This window comes from Thalassobaculum salexigens DSM 19539, from assembly GCF_000423805.1.
GTDB classification, from domain to species: Bacteria; Pseudomonadota; Alphaproteobacteria; order Thalassobaculales; family Thalassobaculaceae; genus Thalassobaculum; species Thalassobaculum litoreum.
On the sequence record NZ_KE384093.1, the window covers coordinates 326,728 to 346,642 of the forward strand.

At 68.2% G+C, this 19,915-nt stretch carries 17 protein-coding genes; 14 read left to right on the forward strand and 3 right to left on the reverse strand.

Features of this window, described 5'->3' with window-relative positions; translation table 11 throughout:
• Window positions 1-271: 271 nt before the first annotated feature.
• From G578_RS0105815 to G578_RS0105865, 11 genes are all read left to right on the forward strand, one after another.
• A complete protein-coding gene (locus G578_RS0105815) occupies window positions 272-1,096 on the forward strand; it encodes a sporadic carbohydrate cluster 2OG-Fe(II) oxygenase (protein ID WP_051244109.1) in 825 nt (274 codons plus the stop codon).
• Window positions 1,097-1,103: 7 nt separating this feature from the next.
• A complete protein-coding gene (locus tag G578_RS24980) occupies window positions 1,104-1,559 on the forward strand; it encodes an LIC12192 family sporadic carbohydrate cluster protein (RefSeq protein ID WP_051244112.1) in 456 nt (151 codons plus the stop codon).
• A gap of 149 nt (window positions 1,560-1,708) precedes the next feature.
• Window positions 1,709-2,728: an NAD-dependent epimerase/dehydratase family protein gene (locus G578_RS0105825; protein ID WP_028793430.1), complete on the forward strand. Its 1,020-nt coding sequence runs from the start codon at window positions 1,709-1,711 to the stop codon at window positions 2,726-2,728.
• A gap of 45 nt (window positions 2,729-2,773) precedes the next feature.
• Window positions 2,774-3,802 (forward strand): NAD-dependent epimerase/dehydratase family protein, encoded by a 1,029-nt coding sequence (locus G578_RS0105830; RefSeq protein ID WP_245565564.1) that lies wholly within the window; start codon window positions 2,774-2,776, stop codon window positions 3,800-3,802.
• A gap of 10 nt (window positions 3,803-3,812) precedes the next feature.
• The gene (locus G578_RS0105835; protein WP_028793432.1) at window positions 3,813-4,694 is read left to right on the forward strand and encodes an NAD-dependent epimerase/dehydratase family protein; all 882 of its coding nucleotides are present in this window, start codon (window positions 3,813-3,815) and stop codon (window positions 4,692-4,694) included.
• A 56-nt stretch (window positions 4,695-4,750) separates the two neighbouring features.
• On the forward strand, window positions 4,751-5,584 hold the full coding sequence (locus G578_RS0105840) for a transketolase (protein ID WP_028793433.1): 834 nt from the start codon (window positions 4,751-4,753) through the stop codon (window positions 5,582-5,584).
• On the forward strand, window positions 5,581-6,501 hold the full coding sequence (locus G578_RS0105845; RefSeq protein WP_028793434.1) for a transketolase family protein: 921 nt from the start codon (window positions 5,581-5,583) through the stop codon (window positions 6,499-6,501). The genes G578_RS0105840 and G578_RS0105845 overlap by 4 nt, the downstream gene beginning before the upstream one ends.
• Before the next feature lie 4 nt (window positions 6,502-6,505).
• Window positions 6,506-7,360, forward strand: coding sequence for an NAD-dependent epimerase/dehydratase family protein (locus tag G578_RS0105850; protein WP_028793435.1), 855 nt, complete (start codon window positions 6,506-6,508; stop codon window positions 7,358-7,360).
• A complete protein-coding gene (locus tag G578_RS0105855; protein ID WP_028793436.1) occupies window positions 7,357-8,643 on the forward strand; it encodes a nucleotide sugar dehydrogenase in 1,287 nt (428 codons plus the stop codon). Before G578_RS0105850 ends, G578_RS0105855 begins: the two co-directional genes overlap by 4 nt.
• A 325-nt stretch (window positions 8,644-8,968) precedes the next feature.
• Window positions 8,969-11,929: a PAS-domain containing protein gene (locus G578_RS28215; RefSeq protein ID WP_051244114.1), complete on the forward strand. Its 2,961-nt coding sequence runs from the start codon at window positions 8,969-8,971 to the stop codon at window positions 11,927-11,929.
• Between the two features lie 14 nt (window positions 11,930-11,943).
• Entirely contained in the window at window positions 11,944-12,435 is a 492-nt protein-coding gene (locus G578_RS0105865) for a response regulator (protein WP_038014416.1), read from the forward strand.
• A 202-nt stretch (window positions 12,436-12,637) separates the two neighbouring features.
• Here G578_RS0105865 and G578_RS0105870 read toward each other — a convergent pair whose 3' ends face one another.
• On the reverse strand, window positions 12,638-14,650 hold the full coding sequence (locus G578_RS0105870) for an aminopeptidase P family protein (protein ID WP_028793438.1): 2,013 nt from the start codon (window positions 14,648-14,650) through the stop codon (window positions 12,638-12,640).
• A gap of 134 nt (window positions 14,651-14,784) precedes the next feature.
• Between G578_RS0105870 and G578_RS0105875 the strand changes: the two genes are divergently transcribed.
• The gene (locus G578_RS0105875) at window positions 14,785-16,356 is read left to right on the forward strand and encodes a trimethylamine methyltransferase family protein (protein ID WP_028793439.1); all 1,572 of its coding nucleotides are present in this window, start codon (window positions 14,785-14,787) and stop codon (window positions 16,354-16,356) included.
• A gap of 10 nt (window positions 16,357-16,366) precedes the next feature.
• On the opposite strand, the gene G578_RS0105880 is transcribed toward G578_RS0105875, so the two are convergent.
• Together G578_RS0105880 and G578_RS0105885 are read right to left on the reverse strand one after the other, a co-directional pair.
• Window positions 16,367-16,660: a hypothetical protein gene (locus G578_RS0105880; protein WP_139189173.1), complete on the reverse strand. Its 294-nt coding sequence runs from the start codon at window positions 16,658-16,660 to the stop codon at window positions 16,367-16,369.
• Between the two features lie 234 nt (window positions 16,661-16,894).
• A complete protein-coding gene (locus tag G578_RS0105885) occupies window positions 16,895-18,325 on the reverse strand; it encodes an amidohydrolase family protein (RefSeq protein WP_038013702.1) in 1,431 nt (476 codons plus the stop codon).
• 92 nt (window positions 18,326-18,417) lie between these two features.
• Between G578_RS0105885 and G578_RS0105890 the strand changes: the two genes are divergently transcribed.
• The gene (locus tag G578_RS0105890; RefSeq protein ID WP_028793442.1) at window positions 18,418-19,227 is read left to right on the forward strand and encodes a universal stress protein; all 810 of its coding nucleotides are present in this window, start codon (window positions 18,418-18,420) and stop codon (window positions 19,225-19,227) included.
• 59 nt (window positions 19,228-19,286) lie between these two features.
• Window positions 19,287-19,826 carry a toxin-activating lysine-acyltransferase gene (locus G578_RS24990; RefSeq protein WP_028793443.1) on the forward strand — a complete coding sequence of 180 codons (540 nt, stop codon included), beginning with the start codon at window positions 19,287-19,289 and terminating at the stop codon, window positions 19,824-19,826.
• Window positions 19,827-19,915 lie beyond the last annotated feature (89 nt).

The window sequence follows — 19,915 nt, forward strand, 5'->3', positions numbered from 1 at the left end:
GGCCATTTGGCCGACAGGCTCAGGTTTCCCGCAGAAACAGGGGTGGATTTCGAACACGGAAATTAATAGCCGATCCGTTTTCGCCGTCAATGGTCGAGGCCGCTGCCGTACGAGGTTGGCCCGCTTTTGCTGGAAAGGCCTTGGATCCGGCCAAGTCTCTGGTAACATGGATAAAATAATGTGCCCTTTCGTTGCGACTGTCCGGTCCGTGCTTCACCCGGCTAAAGTCGCTGACACCTGATGCGTGACCCATGCGGACGGGAGCAATGTCTTGGTCCTGATTGAGAGCTTCGACGACCCGCGGGAGGCCGAGCTTGCCGAGGCGTTCATGGCAGACGGCTACGTCATCATCGATGTCGACGACCGGCCACGCCTCGATGCCTATCGCCACGAGATCGTCAAGCTGGTCTGCCGCCACCTGGACTGCGACCTGCCGGCGGACGAGACCGCTTTCCTCGACAGCATCCACGAGCGCGTCGCGGTCGGCGACGTCAACGCGCTGCGCCTGTTCGTCTTCGAGCAACTGAACCGGACCGCCTGGGCGCGGCCGAGCTATCTGTCCCTGGCGCGTTCCGCGGTGGACCGCATCGTCGGCAACGAGCTGGCCATGCAGAACAAGGTCAACGTGTCGATCCAGATGCCGAACGACGTGACGTCGGTTCTGCCCGTGCATGCCGATCCCTGGTCCGCCGAAACGCCCTACGAGGTGGTGGAATGGCTGCCGCTGGTGGATGTCTACGACACCAAGGCCATGTTCATCCTGCCGCCGGAGCATAACCGCACGGTCCGCGCGGCGATGAGCGACCTGCCCGATGGCGGCAAGTCCCTCGACCTGTTCAAGATGTACGAGGACAAGTTCCGCTGGGTGTCGGTGGCCTACGGCCAGGTCCTGGTGTTCTCGCCCCTGCTGCTGCATGGCAACGTGATGAACGAGGTGCCGCAGACCCGGTGGTCCCTGAACACCCGCCTCACCGGCCTGTTCACCCCCTACACCAGCGACGAGAAGTGCCTCGGCCGTTTCTACTCGCCGGCCACGGTGAGGATCATGAGCCGGATCGGCATGAATTTTAAGGCGCCCACCGGCTTCGACGGGTGATCGGACCATGACCCGAGCGAAGACCGGCCTGCTCCAGGGCTATGTGACCCATCAGAGCTTCAAGGGCCTGCGGATCCCGGCGAACGTGCAGAACCTCGTGATGCGCGAGTACGCCCGCAACCGGGACAAGACGTTCCGCCTGTCCCGCGGCGAGTACTACTTCGACGGATGCTTCGTGCAGCTGTACGCCATGCTGCGCGACCTCGACCAGATGGACGGGATCATCCTGTGCAGCCTGTTCATGCTGCCGCAGAACCCGAAGAAGCGCCGGGAGATCTTCGACATGCTGCTCGCCGCCGGTGGGGAAATGCACTGCGTGTTCGAAACCCTGGTGGTGGAGGACGAGGCGGGGGTCGCCGAACTGGAGGACCTGTACCGCCTCAACGACGCCCTGGACCTGGCGCCGCAGCAGATCGACCGGGAGAGTCTTCCGCCGCTCAACGGGATCGATACGTTTACGTGAGTCGGGCTGCCCGGCCGCTCGAGGGGGTGGTTCGATTCCGACCGCTGTGACTTGATAATATTGATTTCCTGTTTGTTAAGTGGTTGTGCGATAAATGGGGTGACAGCAGCCGAAGGGCGGCTGCGGCTATCCAAAAGGATGGGTCTACGGTGCAGAACGACCACCCCCTGAAGCGCGTCCTCGTGACCGGCGGCGCCGGCTATGTGGGCTCTTTGCTCACCCCCAAACTGCTCGACGCGGGCTACGAGGTTGTCGTCTTCGACATCCAGTATTTCGGCGACGACAGGCTGCCGCTCTCCAACGCGAAGCTCACATCGATCAAGGGCGATCTGCGCGACACGGCGGCCTTCGCCAAGGCGGTGGCCGGGTGCGATGCGGTGATCCACCTCGCCTGTATCTCCAACGACCCGTCCTTCGTGCTCGACCCGACCCTGTCGAAGTCGATCAACTACGACTGTTTCGAGCCGATGGTCGTCGCCGCCAAGCAGGCGGGCGTGAAGCGCTTCGTCTACGCGTCCACCAGTTCGGTCTACGGCGTGTCCGACGCGCCGGACGTCACCGAGGATCATCCGCTGGTGCCGCTGACCGACTACAACAAGTTCAAGGGCATGTGCGAGCCGCTGCTGTGGAAGCACAATGACGACGACTTCGTCGCCGTCACCATCCGCCCGGCGACGGTCTGCGGCTACGCCCCGCGGATGCGCCTCGACCTGTCGGTGAACATCCTGACCAACCACGCGGTCAACAACGGCAAGATCACCGTGTTCGGCGGCAGCCAGCTGCGCCCCAACATCCATATCGAGGACGTGTGCCGGCTCTATGTGGACCTGCTGAGCCACGACGCCGCCAAGATCAACGGCGAGACCTTCAACGCCGGCTACCAGAACATGGCGATCTCGGAGATCGCCGAGGCCGTGAAGACGGTGGTCGAGGAGGAGATGCCGGAGCGGGCGCCGATCGACATCGTCACCACGCCGACCGACGACATCCGTTCGTATCACGTCAATTCCGACAAGATCCGCAAGGCCCTCGGTTTCGTGCCGCAGCTCTCGGTGGAGGATGCGGTGCGCGGTCTGGTCCAGGCGTTCCGCGACGGCAAGCTGCCGAACTCGATGACCGACGACCGGTATTTCAACGTCAAGACCATGCAGAAGCTGACCGCCGCCTGAGCGACGCCGGAGCCGATCTCGCCGCCCGCGGAAAGGACGTTCCCCTTGGCAGACACGCTGGCTGACAAGCCCTATGCCATCGTCACCGGCGGCGCCGGTTTCATCGGCTCCCACATGGTCGATCTGCTGCTCGAGCGGGGCTACCGGGTGCGGGCGATCGACAACCTGACCGGCGGGCGCGCGCTCAACCTCGCCCATCACGGCGAGACGCCAGACCTGATCCGCGACTTCCGCGATATCCGGGAGATCCAGCCGGACGATGCGGCCTTCGCCGGGGCGTCGATCGTGATCCATTTCGCCGGCATCGGCGATATCGTGCCGTCGATCGAGCGGCCGCTGGAGTACATGTCGGTGAACGTCCAGGGCACCGCCTGCGTGCTTGACGCGGCGCGTACGGCGGGGGTGAAGCGCTTCGTCTACGCCGCGTCCTCCTCCTGTTACGGACTGGCCGACGTGCCGACCAGCGAGGACCACCCGATCGCGCCGGAACATCCCTATGCCCTGTCGAAATACCAGGGGGAGCAGGCGGCGTTCCATTGGCACAAGGTATACGGCCTGCCGGTCAATTCGGTGCGGATCTTCAACGCCTACGGCACCCGGTCGCGCACCTCGGGCGCCTACGGGGCGGTGTTCGGCGTGTTCCTGCGCCAGAAGATCGCCGGCCAGCCGCTGACGGTCGTCGGCGACGGCACCCAGAGCCGCGACTTCCTGTTCGTCACCGATGTCGCCCGCGGCTTCCTGGCGGCGGCGGAGACCGACAAGGTGGGCGAGATCTGGAACCTGGGCGCCGGCGATCCGCAGCCGGTGAACCGCCTGGTCGAGCTGCTGGAGAGCGCGCACGTCAACATCCCCAAGCGGCCGGGCGAGCCGGACTGCACCTTCGCCGACATCGCCAAGATCACCCGCGATCTTGGCTGGAGGCAGGAGGTCTCCTTCGAGGAAGGGGTCGGCCGGATGCTGGCCCAGCTCGACTACTGGCGCGAGGCGCCCCTGTGGACGCCCGACAGCATCGCGCAGGCCACCAAGACCTGGTTCGACTATCTCGGTGACGGCCGGGAAAAGGGCAGGAGCTAGGAGGATCGTCATGCTGGACCATCGTCTCGCCAAGCCTGCCCTGCCGCCCTGCACCGTCGTGCTCGGTGCCGGTTTCCTCGGGGGCGCCGCCGCCGACGCCATCGAGGCGGCCGGGGGCCGGGTCGAGAGGATCGGCCGCGCCCAGGTCGACCTGCTGGCCGATGGCGCCTTCGAGTTCCTGGCCGAGCAGCTTCGCCCCGACGACGTGCTGGTCGTGGCCTCCGCCGAGGCGCCGTGCAAGGACGGCGGGATGCTGGCCCGCAACATCGCGATGATGAACACCGTCGTCGCCGCCCTGAAGCGCCAGCCTGTGGCCCATGTGATCTACGTGTCGTCGGACGCGGTCTACAGGGACAAGGCCGAGCCGCTGACCGAGACCGACTGTGCCGAACCCGGATCGCTGCAGGGGGTCATGCATCTGGCGCGCGAGCGCATGCTGCTGGACGAGAGCGGCCTGCCGGTCGGCATCCTGCGGCCGACCCTGGTCTACGGCGCGAAGGACCCGCATGACGGCTACGGCCCGAACCGATTCCGCCGGCTGGCGCTGGACGGCAAGGACATCACCCTGGTCGGCGACGGCGAGGAACGGCGCGATCATATCCTGGTCGAGGATGTGGGCGAACTGATCCGGCGCATGGTCATGCACCGCTCGGCCGGTGTGCTGAACGCCGCCACCGGCGAGGTGCATTCCTTCCGCGAGGTGGCGGAGATGATCGCCGCGCGCGTCCGCATGCGGATCATGATCAAGGGAACGGAGCGGGTCGGCGGCATGCCGCATAACGGCTACCGGTCGTTCAACCCGTCGGCGACGTTTTATGCCTTCCCGGATTTCCGCTATACCCCTCTGGCCGAGGGCCTGGCCAAGGTCCACCGTCACGTTACCGGAGGCTGACCCATGGCGCGCATGCTCTTCCTCGACCGGGCCCTGACAGTCGGAGACACGGCGCCATGACCGCCACGCCCGGACACAACAGTTTCGACCCCGCCGCCTCGCGCAAGCGCTGCATGCAGTACCGCCGGCGGATCCTCGACATCTCCCAGCATGTCAGCGCCCTGCACGCCGCCGGCGCCTTCTCCTGCATGGAACTGACGGACACCTGCTACCACGGGCTGATGCGGCCGGACGGGCAGGACACCTTCCTGATGTCCAAGGGCCATGGATGCATGGCGCAGTACGTGATCCTGGAGGACCGGGGCGTGCTCGACCGCAAGCACCTGGACGATTACTGCACGGCCCACGGCATCCTCGGCGCCCATCCGGATTACGGCAACCCGGGGATCGAGGCGTCGACCGGCTCGCTCGGCCACGGCATGGCCATGGCGGTCGGCATGGCGATCGCCGAGCGCAACAAGGCCGGCGGGTCGGCGGACGCGGGCGCCATCTACTGCGTGCTGTCCGACGGCGAGGTGCAGGAGGGCTCCACCTGGGAGGCCTTCATGATGGCCTCCACCCTGGGGCTGACCAACCTGGTGGCGCTGATCGACAACAACGACTTCCAGTCGCTCGGCCGCACCTCGGAGACCCATCCGAGCTTCTATCCGCTGGACGAGAAGCTGGAGGCCTTCGGCTGGGAGACCGCCATCGTCAACGGGCATGACGCCAAGGCGGTTTACGACGCCGTCGCCGCGCGCAAGGGCGGCAAGCCGTTCTGTCTGATCGGCCGCACCACCAAGGGCAAGGGCGTGTCCTACATGGAGAACGTGCCGATCTGGCATTATCGCTCCCCGAACCCTGAGGAATATGCCCAGGCGCTGGCCGAGCTGAAGGAGATCGCGTCGTGAGGAACACCTTCGCCGAAGTCCTCTACGAGCTCGCCAAGGACGACCCGCGCATCCACATCGTGGTCGCCGACATCTCGCCCGCCGGCTCCATGGGCAAGTTCCGCGAGGAGTTCCCCGAGCGCTTCATCAATGTGGGCGTGGCCGAGCAGGCGATGATCGGCATCTGCGCCGGGCTGGCGCTGAAGGGGATGCGGCCCTTCGCCTACACCATCGCCACGTTCGCCCTGTACCGGCCGTTCGAGATGGTGCGCGACGATCTCGGCTATCAGAACCTGCCGGTGACGGTGGTCGGCATCGGCGGCGGGGTGATCTACTCCACGTTGGGCGGCACCCACTACGCCCAGGAGGACATCGCCGTCGCCGGCGCCATTCCCAACATGTCGATCATCGCGCCCTGCGATCCGGTGGAGGCGACCGAGGCCACCCGGTGGCTGGTCGCGCGCGAGGGCGGCGGACCGGTCTATTTCCGCTTCGGCAAGGCCGGCGAGCCGACTCTCACCGGGCCGGACAGCGACCCGTGGGAATTCGGCAAGCTGCGCTATCTGCGCCGGGGCGAGGACGTGGCCGTGCTGTCCTACGGCGTCATCACGAAGATGGCGGCCGAGGTCGCCGACGCGCTGACCGCGGACGGCAACTCCGTCTCGCTGGCGGTCTGCCACACCGTGAAGCCGCTGGACATCGCCGGCATCGCCGATCTGCTGCGCCGGCACAAGCGGGTGATCGTGGTCGAGGAGCACGCGCCCCAGGGCGGCCTGGCACCGCAGACCAAGCAGATCGCCTGGGACGTCCGGGCCGAGTGCGACCTGCACACCTTCACCCTGAAAGACGAATTCGTGCACTGCTACGGCAGCCATGAGGACATCCTCGCGGCCCACGGCCTGTCGGTCGAGCGGATCCTCGCCACCGTGCGCGGCTGATCCGATGCGGGTCCTGGTCACCGGGGCGGCCGGCTTTACCGGCCGGGCGATCGCCAGATGGCTTGCCGCCTTGGGTCACGAGGTGATCGCGCATTGGCGGACCTCGCCGCTGCCCGACGACCTGATCGAGGGCGAGACCTGGCAGGCCGACCTGGCCGGCGACGCGCCCCTGCCCGTGCGGCTGGATGCCATCGTGCACGCCGCGGCCAGCTCGCCTTCGACCGGCGCCGCCGGCACGGTGCCGGCGTCGGTGCTGATCCGCGACAACGCTCAGGCGACCGCCCGGCTGGCGGCGGCGGATGTTGGGGTGTTCGTCTACCTTTCCAGCCTGTCGGTGCACGGCACGATCGCCGATCCGGTGGTGACGCCCGACACGGCGGTGGTGAACCCCGACGCCTATGGTATGTCGAAGCTGCTGGGCGAGCGATTGCTGGCCGAGCGGGCCGGACCGGGCCTGGCGATCCGGCTGCCGGCGGTGGTCGGCCCGGGGGCGGCCCGGAACTGGCCGGTCCAGGTGCTGGCGAGACTGAGACGCGGAGAGACCGTGCGCGTCTTCAACGGCGACGCCGCCTTCAACAACGTGGTCGAGGTGCAGGATGTCGCGGCCCTCGTCGGCCAGGCGCTGACCGCCCCGCCGGACCGCTTCGTCGCCGTGCCGATCGCCAGCCGCGATCCCGTCACCGTGCGCCAGGCGGTGACCTGCCTCGCCGACGGGGCGGGGCTGAGCGCGACGATCGAGGAGGAGCCCGCCCCGAGAGCATCCTTCATCATCGATATCGGTCCGGCCGCCGCCCTCGGCTTCGCTCCGCGCAGCACGGCGGCAGTCCTGAAGGATTTCGCCAAGGGGGAAACCCGATGAGCGGCGACGCGACGGTTGCCATCCTCGGCCTCGGTTATGTCGGCCTGCCCCTGGCGCTCGCCTTCGCCGAGAACGGACGCACGGTCATCGGCTACGACATCGATGCGGGCCGCACGGCGGAGCTCGCCCGCGGCGTCGATCGCAACGACCCGGAAGGCGGCGCCATCGCCGTGCCGCCGGAGCTGCGCTTCACCGCCGAGGCCGCGGAGCTGGCGGGGGCGGAGGTCTTCATCCTCGCCGTGCCGACCCCGATCGACAGCTCCCGGCGCCCGGATCTGGGACCCCTGGCCGAGGCGGCGCGGGCGGTCGGCGGCGCGATCCGGCCGGGCGGGCTGGTGATCGTGGAATCCACCGTTCATCCGGGCGCCACCGAGGAAGTGGTCGGGCCCATCGTGGCCGAGGTCTCGGGCCTGGCGGCCGGGACGGCGTTCAAGCTCGGCTACTCGCCGGAGCGCATCAACCCGGGCGATACCACCCACGGGCTCGGCAACGTGGTCAAGGTGGTCTCCGGCCAGGATGCCGAGACCCTGGCCCGGGTGGTGGCGCTGTACGAACCCGTCGTGCCCGCCGGCCTGCACGCCGCCCCGTCGATCAAGGTGGCAGAGGCGTCGAAGATCACCGAGAACATTCAGCGCGACGTGAACATCGCCCTGATGAACGAGCTGGCCCAGGTCTACGACCGGCTCGGCCTGCGCACCGAGGACGTGTTGGCCGCCGCCCGCACCAAGTGGAATTTCGCGCCTTACACGCCCGGTCTGGTCGGCGGCCACTGCATCGGCGTCGATCCCTACTACCTGATCGCCAAGGCCGAGGCGCACGGCTACTACCCGGAGCTGATCCGCTCGGCCCGCCGCCTGAACGACACCATGTCGGAGCGGATCGTTGAGAAGACCGTCATGCTGCTCGGCACCGGCGGGACCGCCATCGCCGGCGCCCGTGTCGGGGTCATGGGCGTGGCGTTCAAGGAGAACGTCTCCGACGCGCGCAACAGCCAGGTGCCGCCGATCGTGGCCGGGCTGTCGGCCCTGGGCGCCCAGGTGTATGTCGCCGATCCCCTGGTGGGTCCGGCGGTGGCGCGCCGGGTGCTCGGGATCGAGCTGGTGACGCCCGAGATCCTGACCGATCTCGACGTGCTGATCCTGGCCAGCCCGCACCGGGCGTTTCTGGACGGCGGGGCGTCCGGCCTCGGCGCGCGGCTGCGGCCGGGCGGGCTTCTGGTCGACATCAAATCGGTGCTGATCCCGGCGGATCTGCCGCCGGGACTGCGCTATTGGAGCCTGTAGTCTCCGAGGGAGCGCGGCGGTGTTTCCCGAGCTTCACAAGCACCGGCCCCGCATGACGCGACGGATCTTGCGGGTCCATGCCGCGCTGGGGCCTCCGCGCCGATCAAAAATGCTCTAGACTATCCGAACGGGGCAATACGTATTCAAAAAGTAAGGGGATATCTTGCGCTAAGACATGGTGGGTGCTTCTGAACATTTGTCCGGCATTGTCCGGGGGTTGAACCAGGCGGTCGTCGCTTTTGACCGGTCCGGAACGGCGATCGCTTGGAACCCGCCGGCCGAGACATTGTTCGAGGGGCTCGCATCTCGGCCGGGCGGCGTTCCGGTGCTGGTCGATGGTCTTGCCGCCGACGGGGCTTCGGCCCGGTCGGCCTTCGAGGCGGCCCTGCGCGGAGAGCACGGTACGGTCGTCATCGACAGTTCAGGGACGCGGGCGCACTGCCTGCCGACGCGCGACGATGCGGGGACGGTGATCGGCGCCCACTGGATCGTCCCATCCCCGGCGGAACGGGAGGCCGAGGAGACACGGCGAGAGCTGCAGGTCATGCGCGACGCCCTCAACACGATGGACGACGCGCTGTCGATCTATGACGGCGACGACCGTTTCGTCTTCGGCAACGAGCGCTTCTTCGGGATGTATCCGTTCCTGCGGGATCGCGGCGACATCGTCGGTCACGACTTCGAGGACCTGCTGCGGTTCAGTCTGGCCCGCGATCCCTCCATGACGGAAGCCGAGCGCGAGGCCTATGTCCAGCGCCGGCTCGACGCGCGGCGTGACCGGTCGCCGATCCCGGAACGCCAGGTGCCCGACGGGACCTGGTATCTGGTCAAGGAGAACTACAGCCCGAACGGCCTGACCGTCACCACCCGGCTGGACATCACGCGGCGCAAGCAGGCCGAGATGACCCTGGCGGCGACCTCGGCCGTGCTCCAGGTGATTCTCGACACCATGCCGAACCCGCTGGTGGCCTTCGACCGGAACAACCATCTGATCGCCTGGAACCGGGCATTCGCGTTGCTGGTCCATCTCTCCAGCGAGGAGCTGACCGTCGGCCGCTCCCTGGTCGGCGTGGCCAAGGACGCGATCCGCCGGCTGCCCTCCACCGAGATCGGCATCAAGCGCATGTTCCGGGCGATCGGCAAGCGCAGCGCCGTGGAGTTCGAGTGGCAGCGCGAGGGGGCCGACACCTATTTCGTCTCCGGCCGGCCCATGCCGGACGGCGGCTATCTCTCCATGTGGCGGGACGTGACGCTGGAACGCCGCGCCCAGGCCCTGGCGACCACCACCCAGGCGCGGCTGCTCGATGCGATCGAGACCATGCCGGAAGGCTTCGTGCTGTTCGACCGCGACGATCGCCTGGTGCTGTCCAATGCGCAGTACAAGGATCTCTACGACCTGCCGCAGGAGGCCATCGACGAGGCCTGGACCTTCGAACAGCTGGTCCGCTACACCCTCGACCGCGGCCAGTACCCGGAAGCCAGGGGCCGGGAGGACGAATGGATGGCCGAACGTCTCCGCCAGCACCTGGATCCGCCCAAGGCGACCTTCCTGCAGCCGCTGTCCGACGGTCGGACCATCCTGGTCAGCGAGAACAAGACCCGCGAGGGCGGGATCGTCGGCATGCGCTCCGACATCACCGACCGGATCGAGGCGGAGACCGAGCTGCGCACCGCGCGCGACGCGCTGGCCGAGCAGACCCGCTCGCTGCGGCAACTGGCGAACGAACTCGACGAGGCGCGGCGGCGGGCGGAGGACGCGGACGCGGCGAAATCCCGGTTCCTGGCGATGATGAGTCACGAACTGCGCACGCCGATGACCGGGCTGTTGGGGATGATCGAGCTGCTGTCGCGCACCCGGCTCGACAGCGACCAGACCGGCTTCATCGACATCATGCGGAACTCGGCCGACACCCTGCTGGCGCTGCTGAACGACATTCTCGACTACTCAAAGCTCGAGGCGGGCAAGGTTCAGCTCGAGGAGATCCCGTTCTCGCCGTCCAAGATCCTCGACGATGTCGTCCGCCTGTTTCAGATTTCGGCGAGTTCCAAGGGCATCCGGATCGAGGGCAGGATCGACGAGCGGGTCCCGCCCTGGCTGCTGGGAGATCCGCTGCGCCTGAAGCAGATCCTCTCCAACCTGGTGTCCAACGGGCTGAAGTTCACCAATGAAGGGTCCGTTACGGTGGCGCTGACTCTCGGCAAGGCCCGGGGCGCGCGGGTCGAGATTCTCGGCGCCGTGACCGATACCGGAATCGGCATTCCTCCGGAGATCCAGGGCCAGCTCTTCGCCGCTTTCGAGCAGGGGGCCGCCAACACCTCGCGCCGGTTCGGCGGCACCGGCCTCGGCCTGTCGATCTGCCGGCGTCTGGTCGAGGGCATGGACGGTTGGATCTCGCTCGACAGCACGCCGGGCGAGGGGTCGACCTTCGCGTTCGGCGTGCTCATGCAGCCGACGGAAAAGCCGGAGGTGGCGGAGGAAGAGACTGTGCCGTCCGAGGATGCCGACCCGATCCGGATCCTGCTGGCGGAGGACAATGAGGTGAACCGCATGCTGGTCTCGCGCATGCTCGCCAGGGCCGGCCACCGGGTCGACGAGGCGGAAGACGGCGCGCAGGCCGTCCAGGCGGTGCGCCGGCGGGTTTACGACCTGGTGCTCATGGACATGCAGATGCCGGTCATGGACGGCCCGCAGGCGACGATGGAGATCCGCGCCATGGGGGGCGAGCGGGCGGACATGCCTATCGTCGCCCTGACGGCGGACGCCATACCGGAACACCGAAACGCCTATCTCGCCGCGGGGCTGGACGACGTCCTGCTCAAACCTGTGGACTGGGACGCGCTGAACCGGACGATCCTCTGGGCTTCGCGCCGGCGACGTGATCATGTTGCGATCGACAACAGCATGGAGACTGGGGAGGGGATGCTTGCAGTGCCTGCGTTTGACCGGGCCCGGGTACGGGCCGCGGTGGGTTCGCTGCCGCCGGCGCGGGCCGTGGAGATGATCGCCCTGGTGCCTCAGGAGGCGACGCGCCAGCTCGCCCTGGTGGAGAAGGCGTTCGAGGCCGGCGACACCGACCTGATCAGGCAGCTCGCGCACTCGATGAAGGGATTGGCGGCGAATTTCGGGGCCGTTCTGATGGAACACGCGGCCGGCCGGATCCAGGAGGACGACCAGGGGATGGCCAGGCTGTCCGAAAACATGGCGGACCTGCGCCGGGCCGTGTCGGCGACCCGCGAACAGCTGCCGGAGGTCATCGCCGAGTTCGACGCGGCGGAGAAAGACTGAGAATGGAGACGGGTATGTCCCTGGCGCAGGAATTTGGCGAGCTGCGGGTGCTGATCGTCGAGGACGACCGGGCGAGCCGGATTCTCACGGCGGCTTTTCTCGAGCAGCTCGGCATCGGGCAGATCAAGGAGGCGGCGGACGGCGAGTCGGCGCTGCGGGTGCTGCGCGCCTACCCGGCCGATGTGATCATCTGCGACATGATGATGGAGCCGATGGACGGTGTGACCTTCGTGCGCCGCGTGCGCACCGACGCCCAGTCGTCAAACCCCTATGTCCCGATCATCCTGGTGACGGCTCAGGCCGACCGGGCCGCCGTGCGGGCCGCCCGCGACGCCGGCGTGAACCTGCTGATGGCCAAGCCGATCACCCTGGAGGCCCTGCGCCGTCGCATCGAGGTGGTGCTGAACGAGCGCCGGGAATTCATCTTGAACCAGACCTATGTCGGACCGGACCGGCGCCGTCAGGACGTGCCCATCGGCCGCCGGCCCAACCGCCGCCGGGACTGAGCGCCGCCGGACTGAGCGGAGGCCGTCGAGCGGGGTCTTTTGCCTTCAACGGATCGCGGTCTGTCCCAGAGCCAAATCCGACCATATTGAATCATTTCATGATTCAATATGGTCGGTGAATTTGTCTCTAAAACAATGAGATAGAGCATATTCACGCACGTTGTCGCGATCACGGAGCGATCCCGTCACCGCACGATCTGCTCTAGCCGGCCAGGGGTGCGGTCGCCGCCTCCAGCCAGGCGCGGTCGTCAGCTCCGAGCGCCGACGCGACCCGGCTGCGGACCTCGGCGTGATAGGCGTCGAGCCAGGCAATCTCCTCGGCGGTCATCAGTGACGGTTCGACCAGGCGCCGGTCGATCGGCGCGAAGGTGATGGTCTCGAAGCAGAGCATCGCCCGGCCGTTATCCTCCTGCGCCGGCGCCTCGACGGCGATCAGCAGGTTCTCGATCCGGATGCCGTAGGCGTCCGGCTTGTAGTAGCCGGGTTCGTTGGACAGGATCATGCCCGCCTCGATCGACACCCGGCTGGCGCTGGAGATCCGCTGCGGCCCCTCGTGCACGCCAAGGAAGACGCCGACCCCGTGGCCGGTGCCGTGGTCGAAGTCGAGCCCGGCCTTCCACAGGAACTGCCGGGCCAGGGCGTCGATCTGGCCGCCGGTGGTGCCGGTCGGGAAACGGGCGGTGGCGATGGCGATATGGCCCTTCAGCACCAGGGTGAAGCGTTCGCGCATCTCCTGGGACGGCCGGCCGATGGCGACCGTGCGGGTGATGTCGGTGGTGCCGTCGAGGTACTGGGCGCCGCTGTCGATCAGGTAGAGGCTGCCGTCCTCCAGCGGACGGTCGGTCTCGGGCGTGACCCGGTAATGCACGATCGCCCCATGCGAACCGGCGCCGGAGATCGACGGGAAGCTGGGGCCGCGCCAGTCGGCGACCGCGCCCCGGAAGCCTTCGAGCGCATCGCTGGCGCCCAGCTCGGTGGTCTGCGTTCCGGTGTCGTCGATCCATTTCAGGAAGCGGGCCACGGCGGCGGCATCGCGGGTATGGGCGGCGCGGGTGCCGGCCAGCTCGACCGCGTTCTTGCGGGCGCGGGGCAGAATGCAGGGATCGGCGGCAAGGGTCACCGTGGCGCCGGCGGCCTCGAGCCGGCCGCGCATCCATTCGGTGGCGGCATCCGGATCAATGGCGACCGACCTGCCCGCCGCCCCCAGCGCGTCCATGGCGTCGCCGACCGCCTCGAACGGACGCAGGGTCACGCCGTTGCCCAGGGCCGCGCGCACGGACGCGGTGCACTTCTCCTCGTCCAGAAACAGCTCCACCAGCCCGGTCCGGTCGACCGTGGCATAGGCCAGGGGCAGGGGCGTGTAGGGTACGTCGGCGCCGCGCAGGTTCAGCAGCCAGGCGATGGATTCCGGCTGGTTCAGCACCGTGGCGTCGATGTCGCGGGTGGCCAGTTCGGCGGCGATCCGCGCGCGCTTGGCGGCCGCGTCCAGGCCGGTCAGAGAGGTCGGCAGAACCTCCACCGGGCCCAGAGGGGCGGCGGGCCGGTCGGCCCACAGGGCGTCGATCGGGTTGTCCTGCAGCGCCACCAGCGATCCGCCTGCCTCTTCCGCCGCGTCGGCCAGGCGCTTGGCGGCGTTGATCGAATGCAGCCTGGGATCGAAGCCCAGGCGCCGGCCGACGAGATGCGTGCGCACATACTCCGCCGGCGGCGTGCGGACCACGTGCTCCACGGTCCAGCGGCCGGTGTCGACCTGCTGCGCCACCTGCAGGGTGTAGCGGCCGTCGACGAAGATCACCGCCACGTCGGGGAGCACCAGGACCACGCCGGCGGACCCGGTGAAGCCGGTCAGCCAGGACAGCCGCTCGGCCGGGGCCGGGATGTACTCGCCCATATGCTCGTCGGCGCGCGGCAGGATGAAGCCGTCCACCCCGGCCGTCGCCAGGGCCTCGCGCAGCCGGTCCAGACGCGACGGGTCGGCGGTCGGCTCGGCCGGCCGCAGCGCCTCCGCAGCGGCGTCCAGGCGGTCGGCCAGTTCCGGCGGCAGGTCGGCGGCGATCAGCGCCTGCCAGGCGCGCGCCGGATAGGTTCGGGGACCGGCGGCGATCCGGGCCAGGGTCTCGGCCAGTCCGGCCGCGTCGATCTGGACACCGGCGGCCTGCAGGTCGGCGGCGAGGGTGGCGATCTCCGGGGACGGACTCGAGGCGTTGGACGGCATGGAAGGCTCCTGTTCGTGCCACCTGACTCGGGCGTCCGCCGGGGTGGAAGTCAAGAGCCTATCGCCGCGTCGCTTTCTCCTCGACCGGAGCGATCGGTGCGGGCAATGTTTCGCCCATAGGCGGTGGAGGTCGCATGGCGGAGACGACAGGCGAAGGCGCGGCAGCGGAGCCGGAGGTGGAGCGCGGGCGCAGGGGACGCGGCGGCGGGCGACGGTCGGCCCCGGCGAAGCTGGACCAGCCGGCCTGGCGGCGGCTCCGCCACCGGGGACCGCCAGCCCGGATCCTGTCGGACGACGCGCTGGAGTCGATCCACGAGGCCTCGCTGACGATCCTGGAGGAGATCGGGATCGATTTCCTGCTGCCGGATGCGCGCGACCGGCTGGCGGCGGCCGGGGCGACGGTGCAGGGCGAGCGGGTCCGGTTCGACCGCACCCTGGTCATGGACCTGGTGGCCAAGGCGCCGTCGGCCTTCGACGTGCATTCCCGCACGCCCGAGCGCTCGGTGCGGTTCGGCGGCGACGAGATCGTCATCTGTTCGGTCGCCAGCGCGCCGAATGTCAGCGATCTCGACGGGGGCCGCCGGGTCGGCAACCGGGAGGACTACCGCAACCTCCTGAAGCTGGCGCAGTCGCTCAACGCGATGCATGCCCTGGGCGGCTATCCGGTGGAGCCGGTGGATATCCATGCCTCGGTCCGGCACCTGGAAGGGCTGCGGGACATGGTCACCCTGACCGACCGCATCCCGCACGCCTATTCGCTCGGCCGAGACCGGATCGAGGACGGGATCGAGATCGTACGGCTGAGCCGCGGGGTGGACCGGGCGACCCTGGAGCGGGAGCCGAGCCTGTTCTCGGTGATCAACGCCAGTTCGCCGCTGCGCTACGACACGCCGATGCTGGAAGGGGTGATCGCGCTGGCGGAATCCGGGCAGGTGACCGTCATCACCCCGTTCACCCTGGCGGGAGCCATGGCGCCGGTGACGATCGCCGGGGCGCTGGCCCAGCAGAACGCCGAGGCGCTGGCTGGGATCGCCTTCTCCCAGGTCGTGCGGCCGGGCGCGCCGGTTGTCTATGGCGGCTTCACTTCCAATGTCGACATGAAGTCTGGGGCGCCGGCCTTCGGCACGCCTGAATACATGCAGGCGGCGGTCGCCGGCGGGCAGCTCGCCCGGCGCTACGACCTGCCCTACCGGTCCTCCAACGTGAACGCGGCCAACGTGCCCGACGCCCAGGCGGCCTGGGAGAGCGCCTTCTCGCTGTGGGGCACCTTCACCGGCGGGGTGAACCTGCTGATGCACGGCTGCGGCTGGATGGAGGGCGGGCTGACCGCCTCCTTCGAGAAGATGGTGATGGATGCCGACATGATCGCCATGGTCGCCGGCTTCCTCGACCCGCTGACGGTGGACGATGCCTCGCTGGCCCTGGACGCGGTGCGGGAGGTCGGACCGGGCGGGCATTTCTTCGGCACCGCCCATACCCAGGAGCGCTACCGCACGGCGTTCTTCGCGCCGATGGTGTCGGACTGGCGGAATTTCGAGACCTGGGATGAGGCGGGGGCGCCCGACGCCCTGACCCGGGCCAACGGCCTGGTGAAACGCCTGCTGGCGGAGTACGAGGAGCCGCCGATGGACCCGGCGATCCGCGAGGCGCTGGACGCTTTCGTCGACCGGCGGATCGCCGAAGGCGGTACGAAGACGGACTTCTGAGCCCGAAGAATCAGGCGATGGCGCCGGCCTGGCGCAGGGCCTTCATGTGCAGGGCGATCAGCCGCTTCTCGTCGTCGCCCATCTCGGAGAACTTGCCGATCACTTCCTTGTCCGAGGCCGCCAGCGCATGGGCCTCGACCTTGATCACCGGGGCGGACTCACCGTCGCCCAGCTTGAGCAGGAAGTGGAACTTCTGGCCGGCGATGATGTTGCCTTCGCCCGGGTTCGGGATGCGGATGCCCTTGATATGCAGCTCGCGAACCTCGAGCTCTTCCTCGCCGAAAATGGCGGAACCGAGCTTCACATCGGATCTGACGGCCGTCTTGCCACCGGCTGAACCCGGCTTCGCTTTTGCTTTCCCGAACATCCCAATTGTCTCCGGAATATCCCTCTCGGCCATCATATAGCGTGTTCGCTGGGCGAGGGGAGAAGAATCCATGCTGCAACGCCAACCAGCATAGTGCCGGAGTTCTAAGGTAACGTTAACTATCCGCTGCCCGAACAGAATCGGCATTTGCCACAAGTACTCTTGAGGTGCCTACCCCCGGGCCACGCCCCAGAACCGGTCGGGCAGTCGCTCCAGGTCCTTCAGACCGGCCCTCTCGACCATCAGGGCCGCCTGCCGGTCAGCCGCCTCCAGGACCCCCGCCTCGTCGATCCCGACCAGCCGGCGCTCGCGCATGAGGATGCGTCCGGCGACGATGGTGGTGTCCACGTCGGCGCCGTTGGCGAAGCACGCCAGGCGGTAGAGCGGCATGGTCATCGGCACCATGTGCGGCTTGAACAGGTCGACCAGGATCAGGTCCGCCTGCTTGCCCACTTCCACCGAGCCGATCTGATCCTGCATGCCCAGCGCCGTCGCCCCGTCGATGGTCGCCATCTCCAGCATCTTGCCCGGTGGCAGGACGGCCGGATCGCGGAAGTGGCGGCGGTGGTAGTGCATCGCCTGGAACATGTGGCGGAACATGTCGTAGCCGCGATCCGGCGCGGTCCCGTCGGAGCCGAGGCCGACCACCGCCCCGGCGTCGATCAGCTCCGGCACCGGGCAGCGGCCGGTGATCGAACGGTTGGCCGACGGGTTGTGGGCGATCTTCGTGCCGGTCTCGGCGACCAGCCGGATCTCCTCGCCGTCCAGATCGACCGAGTGGCTCATCAGCGCGTCCGGACCGAGCAGGTCGAACACCTCGTGGGCGAGGCGGATGCTGCCCTGGCGGTGGCCGTCCTGGGTGAAGATCAGGCCCAGGCGCCGGGTCAGGTCGCGGGTGGCGGCCGCCTGGTCGCGCACGGAGTCGAGCATCGGGTCCTGCTCGGAGCCGCGGTGATGGACCGGAAAGCTGACGGCGATCTTCACCCGCCCGCCGGCCGCCCCGTCCCAGGCTTTCGCCACCGCCTCGCAGACCGAAAGCTGGGTGTCGAAGGAGACGGCGCGCTCCCGATACGACCCTGCCTCGATATTGGCGTAGGTCTTGGGGAAGGGCGGCCGGTTGATGCCGACCGCGACCACCGAGCGGGTGCCGAGCCGCTCGATCTCTCGGCAGTGGGCGTCGGCGTAGATCGTCTCGTCGGTGCGCATCACGTCGTCGCCGCCGCCGAGATAGGACACCCCGGTGGTGGTGCCGCAGCGGATCCGCTCCACGGCGGACAACGCCGACTCGGCGGCCCAGAAGGCGGTATCGGACGCCACGGTATAGGCGGTGTGGCAGGCGCGTTCCCACTCGCCGTCGCCGGCGAGGCCCAGGGTCTTGATCAATCCGTGGCCGGCATGGGCGTGCACGTCGACGAATCCGGGCATCAAGGCCTTGCGGCTGGCGTCGATCACCGTCTCTGCCGGATGGTCGCGGGCGATTTCCGCGCGCGGGCCGATGGCGGCGATGCGGGTGCCGGAAATTGCGACGCTGGCACCCTCCAACACGCGCCGGTCGCCGTCCATGGTCACGACAAGGGCGTTGTCGATGCGAATATCGGCCATTGATCCAATCCGGTGCCTTGACGGGAAGGTTTCGGCTATCATGACATCGGGACCGCCGGCGACAAGCTCGGCCACACCGAGGGAGAATGCAGATGAAGTCCTTTTTTCTGCCGTTCGGCCGCGACGGGGTCGATCGTGCCCCGCTGGAGGCCGCCGTCTTGTTCGCCAAGCGGTCGAGCGGCCGCGTGCGGGCCACGTTCTATCCGCGCCCGGTCGAGAGTCCGCTGGTCGATCCCATGGGCGTCGGCATCATCGACTACGCCGACAAGGGACCGGATCTGGCCCGCGAGGCCGAGGAGGCGCTGGCCGCGATGCGCGCGCGAATCGACGCGCTCGGTCCCGACGGCGCTCTCGTCGACCTGAGCGATGAGCCGCTGCGGGCCCGGTTCGGCATCGGCGAAGCGGCCCGGCTGTTCGACACCACCGTCGTCGGCAAGAGCGAGGAGACCGACTGGCGCGCGGTGTTCGAGACCGCGCTGTTCGAAGGCGGGCGCACCGTGACCCTGGTGCCGGTCGGCTGGACCCGCGAATGCGGCCGCACGGTCGCCATCGCCTGGAACCGCAGCACCGAGACCGCGCGGCTGATCGGCCAGGCGCTGCCGGCGATCAAGTCGGCGGACAAGGCCATCGTCATCGAGATCGAAGGCTGGTCGGTGCCCGGCCCGGACGGGGCGGCGCTGGCCGACTACCTGAAGCTGCACGGCGTCGACGCCAAGGTGGCGACCGGCAAGCGCTCGATGCGCGGCCCGGGCATGGACGTGCTCGAAGTCGCCGAGGCGGAAGGCGTGGACCTTCTGGTGAAGGGGGCCTACACCCAGAGCCGGCTGCGTCAGATGATCTTCGGCGGGGCGACCAGCGACATCATCGCCGACGCGACGATGCCGGTGATTTTCGCGCACTGACCGGGGGAAACGGGCCGGGCCGGGGAGGCCCGGCTCCAATTAGGCTCAAAGGGGGGACGATGAGCGACCAAACGGTATTCGGCACCGACGGTTCCGGCGCGGAACCGGGGCCCGAGCGTGAGGCTCCGGCGACCGCGGCGGCGCCGGCGGCGGACGCGCCGCGCGACGATATGACCCGGCTGCTCGGCCAGATCGTCTCGCTGATGGGACAGTCGCCGGCGCACCGCCACATCTTCATCTCCGACCTGGAATGGCTCGTGCTGCCGCCGCTGACCAAGCGGCAGGTTCGGATCTGGCGTCGCCGCACCGAACGTGGCGTCGCGCCGATGGTCTATGCCTCCTGGGCGATGGTGACCGAAGAGGTGGAGAAGCGCCTGCTGCAGGGTCAGAACCGCCTGCGCCCGAACGAATGGGACGGCGGATCCATCCCCTGGCTGATCGACCTCGTGGCCCCCTATGGCGGCGGTGACGCGGCGCTGAACGAGCTGGTCGACCAGACCTTCGGCGGCAAGGCGATCAAGGCGCTGGTGCCGACGCCGGGCGGTGGATTCGCGGTGCGTCAGATCCAGCCGAGATCGGCCACTCAAGAGAAAAAATAAAGGCCTGTGCAGCGGATGCCTGCATCTTGCATTGTTGACATTCCGGGCGCCGGGTTGTGACACTCGCGCCTCAATCAGAAGACTACCAA

Excerpts from the sequence above, each read along its gene's own strand:
- G578_RS24980 (WP_051244112.1), top strand. The coding sequence starts at position 1,104 with ATGACCCGAGCGAAGACCGGCCTGCTCCAGGGCTATGTGACCCATCAG.
- G578_RS0105890 (WP_028793442.1), top strand. The coding sequence starts at position 18,418 with ATGAAGTCCTTTTTTCTGCCGTTCGGCCGCGACGGGGTCGATCGTGCC.
- G578_RS0105835 (WP_028793432.1), top strand. The coding sequence starts at position 3,813 with ATGCTGGACCATCGTCTCGCCAAGCCTGCCCTGCCGCCCTGCACCGTC.
- G578_RS0105885 (WP_038013702.1), bottom strand. The coding sequence starts at position 18,325 with ATGGCCGATATTCGCATCGACAACGCCCTTGTCGTGACCATGGACGGC.
- G578_RS0105870 (WP_028793438.1), bottom strand. The coding sequence starts at position 14,650 with ATGCCGTCCAACGCCTCGAGTCCGTCCCCGGAGATCGCCACCCTCGCC.
- G578_RS0105855 (WP_028793436.1), top strand. The coding sequence starts at position 7,357 with ATGAGCGGCGACGCGACGGTTGCCATCCTCGGCCTCGGTTATGTCGGC.
- G578_RS0105865 (WP_038014416.1), top strand. The coding sequence starts at position 11,944 with ATGTCCCTGGCGCAGGAATTTGGCGAGCTGCGGGTGCTGATCGTCGAG.
- G578_RS0105840 (WP_028793433.1), top strand. The coding sequence starts at position 4,751 with ATGACCGCCACGCCCGGACACAACAGTTTCGACCCCGCCGCCTCGCGC.
- G578_RS0105875 (WP_028793439.1), top strand. The coding sequence starts at position 14,785 with ATGGCGGAGACGACAGGCGAAGGCGCGGCAGCGGAGCCGGAGGTGGAG.
- G578_RS24990 (WP_028793443.1), top strand. The coding sequence starts at position 19,287 with ATGAGCGACCAAACGGTATTCGGCACCGACGGTTCCGGCGCGGAACCG.
- G578_RS0105850 (WP_028793435.1), top strand. The coding sequence starts at position 6,506 with ATGCGGGTCCTGGTCACCGGGGCGGCCGGCTTTACCGGCCGGGCGATC.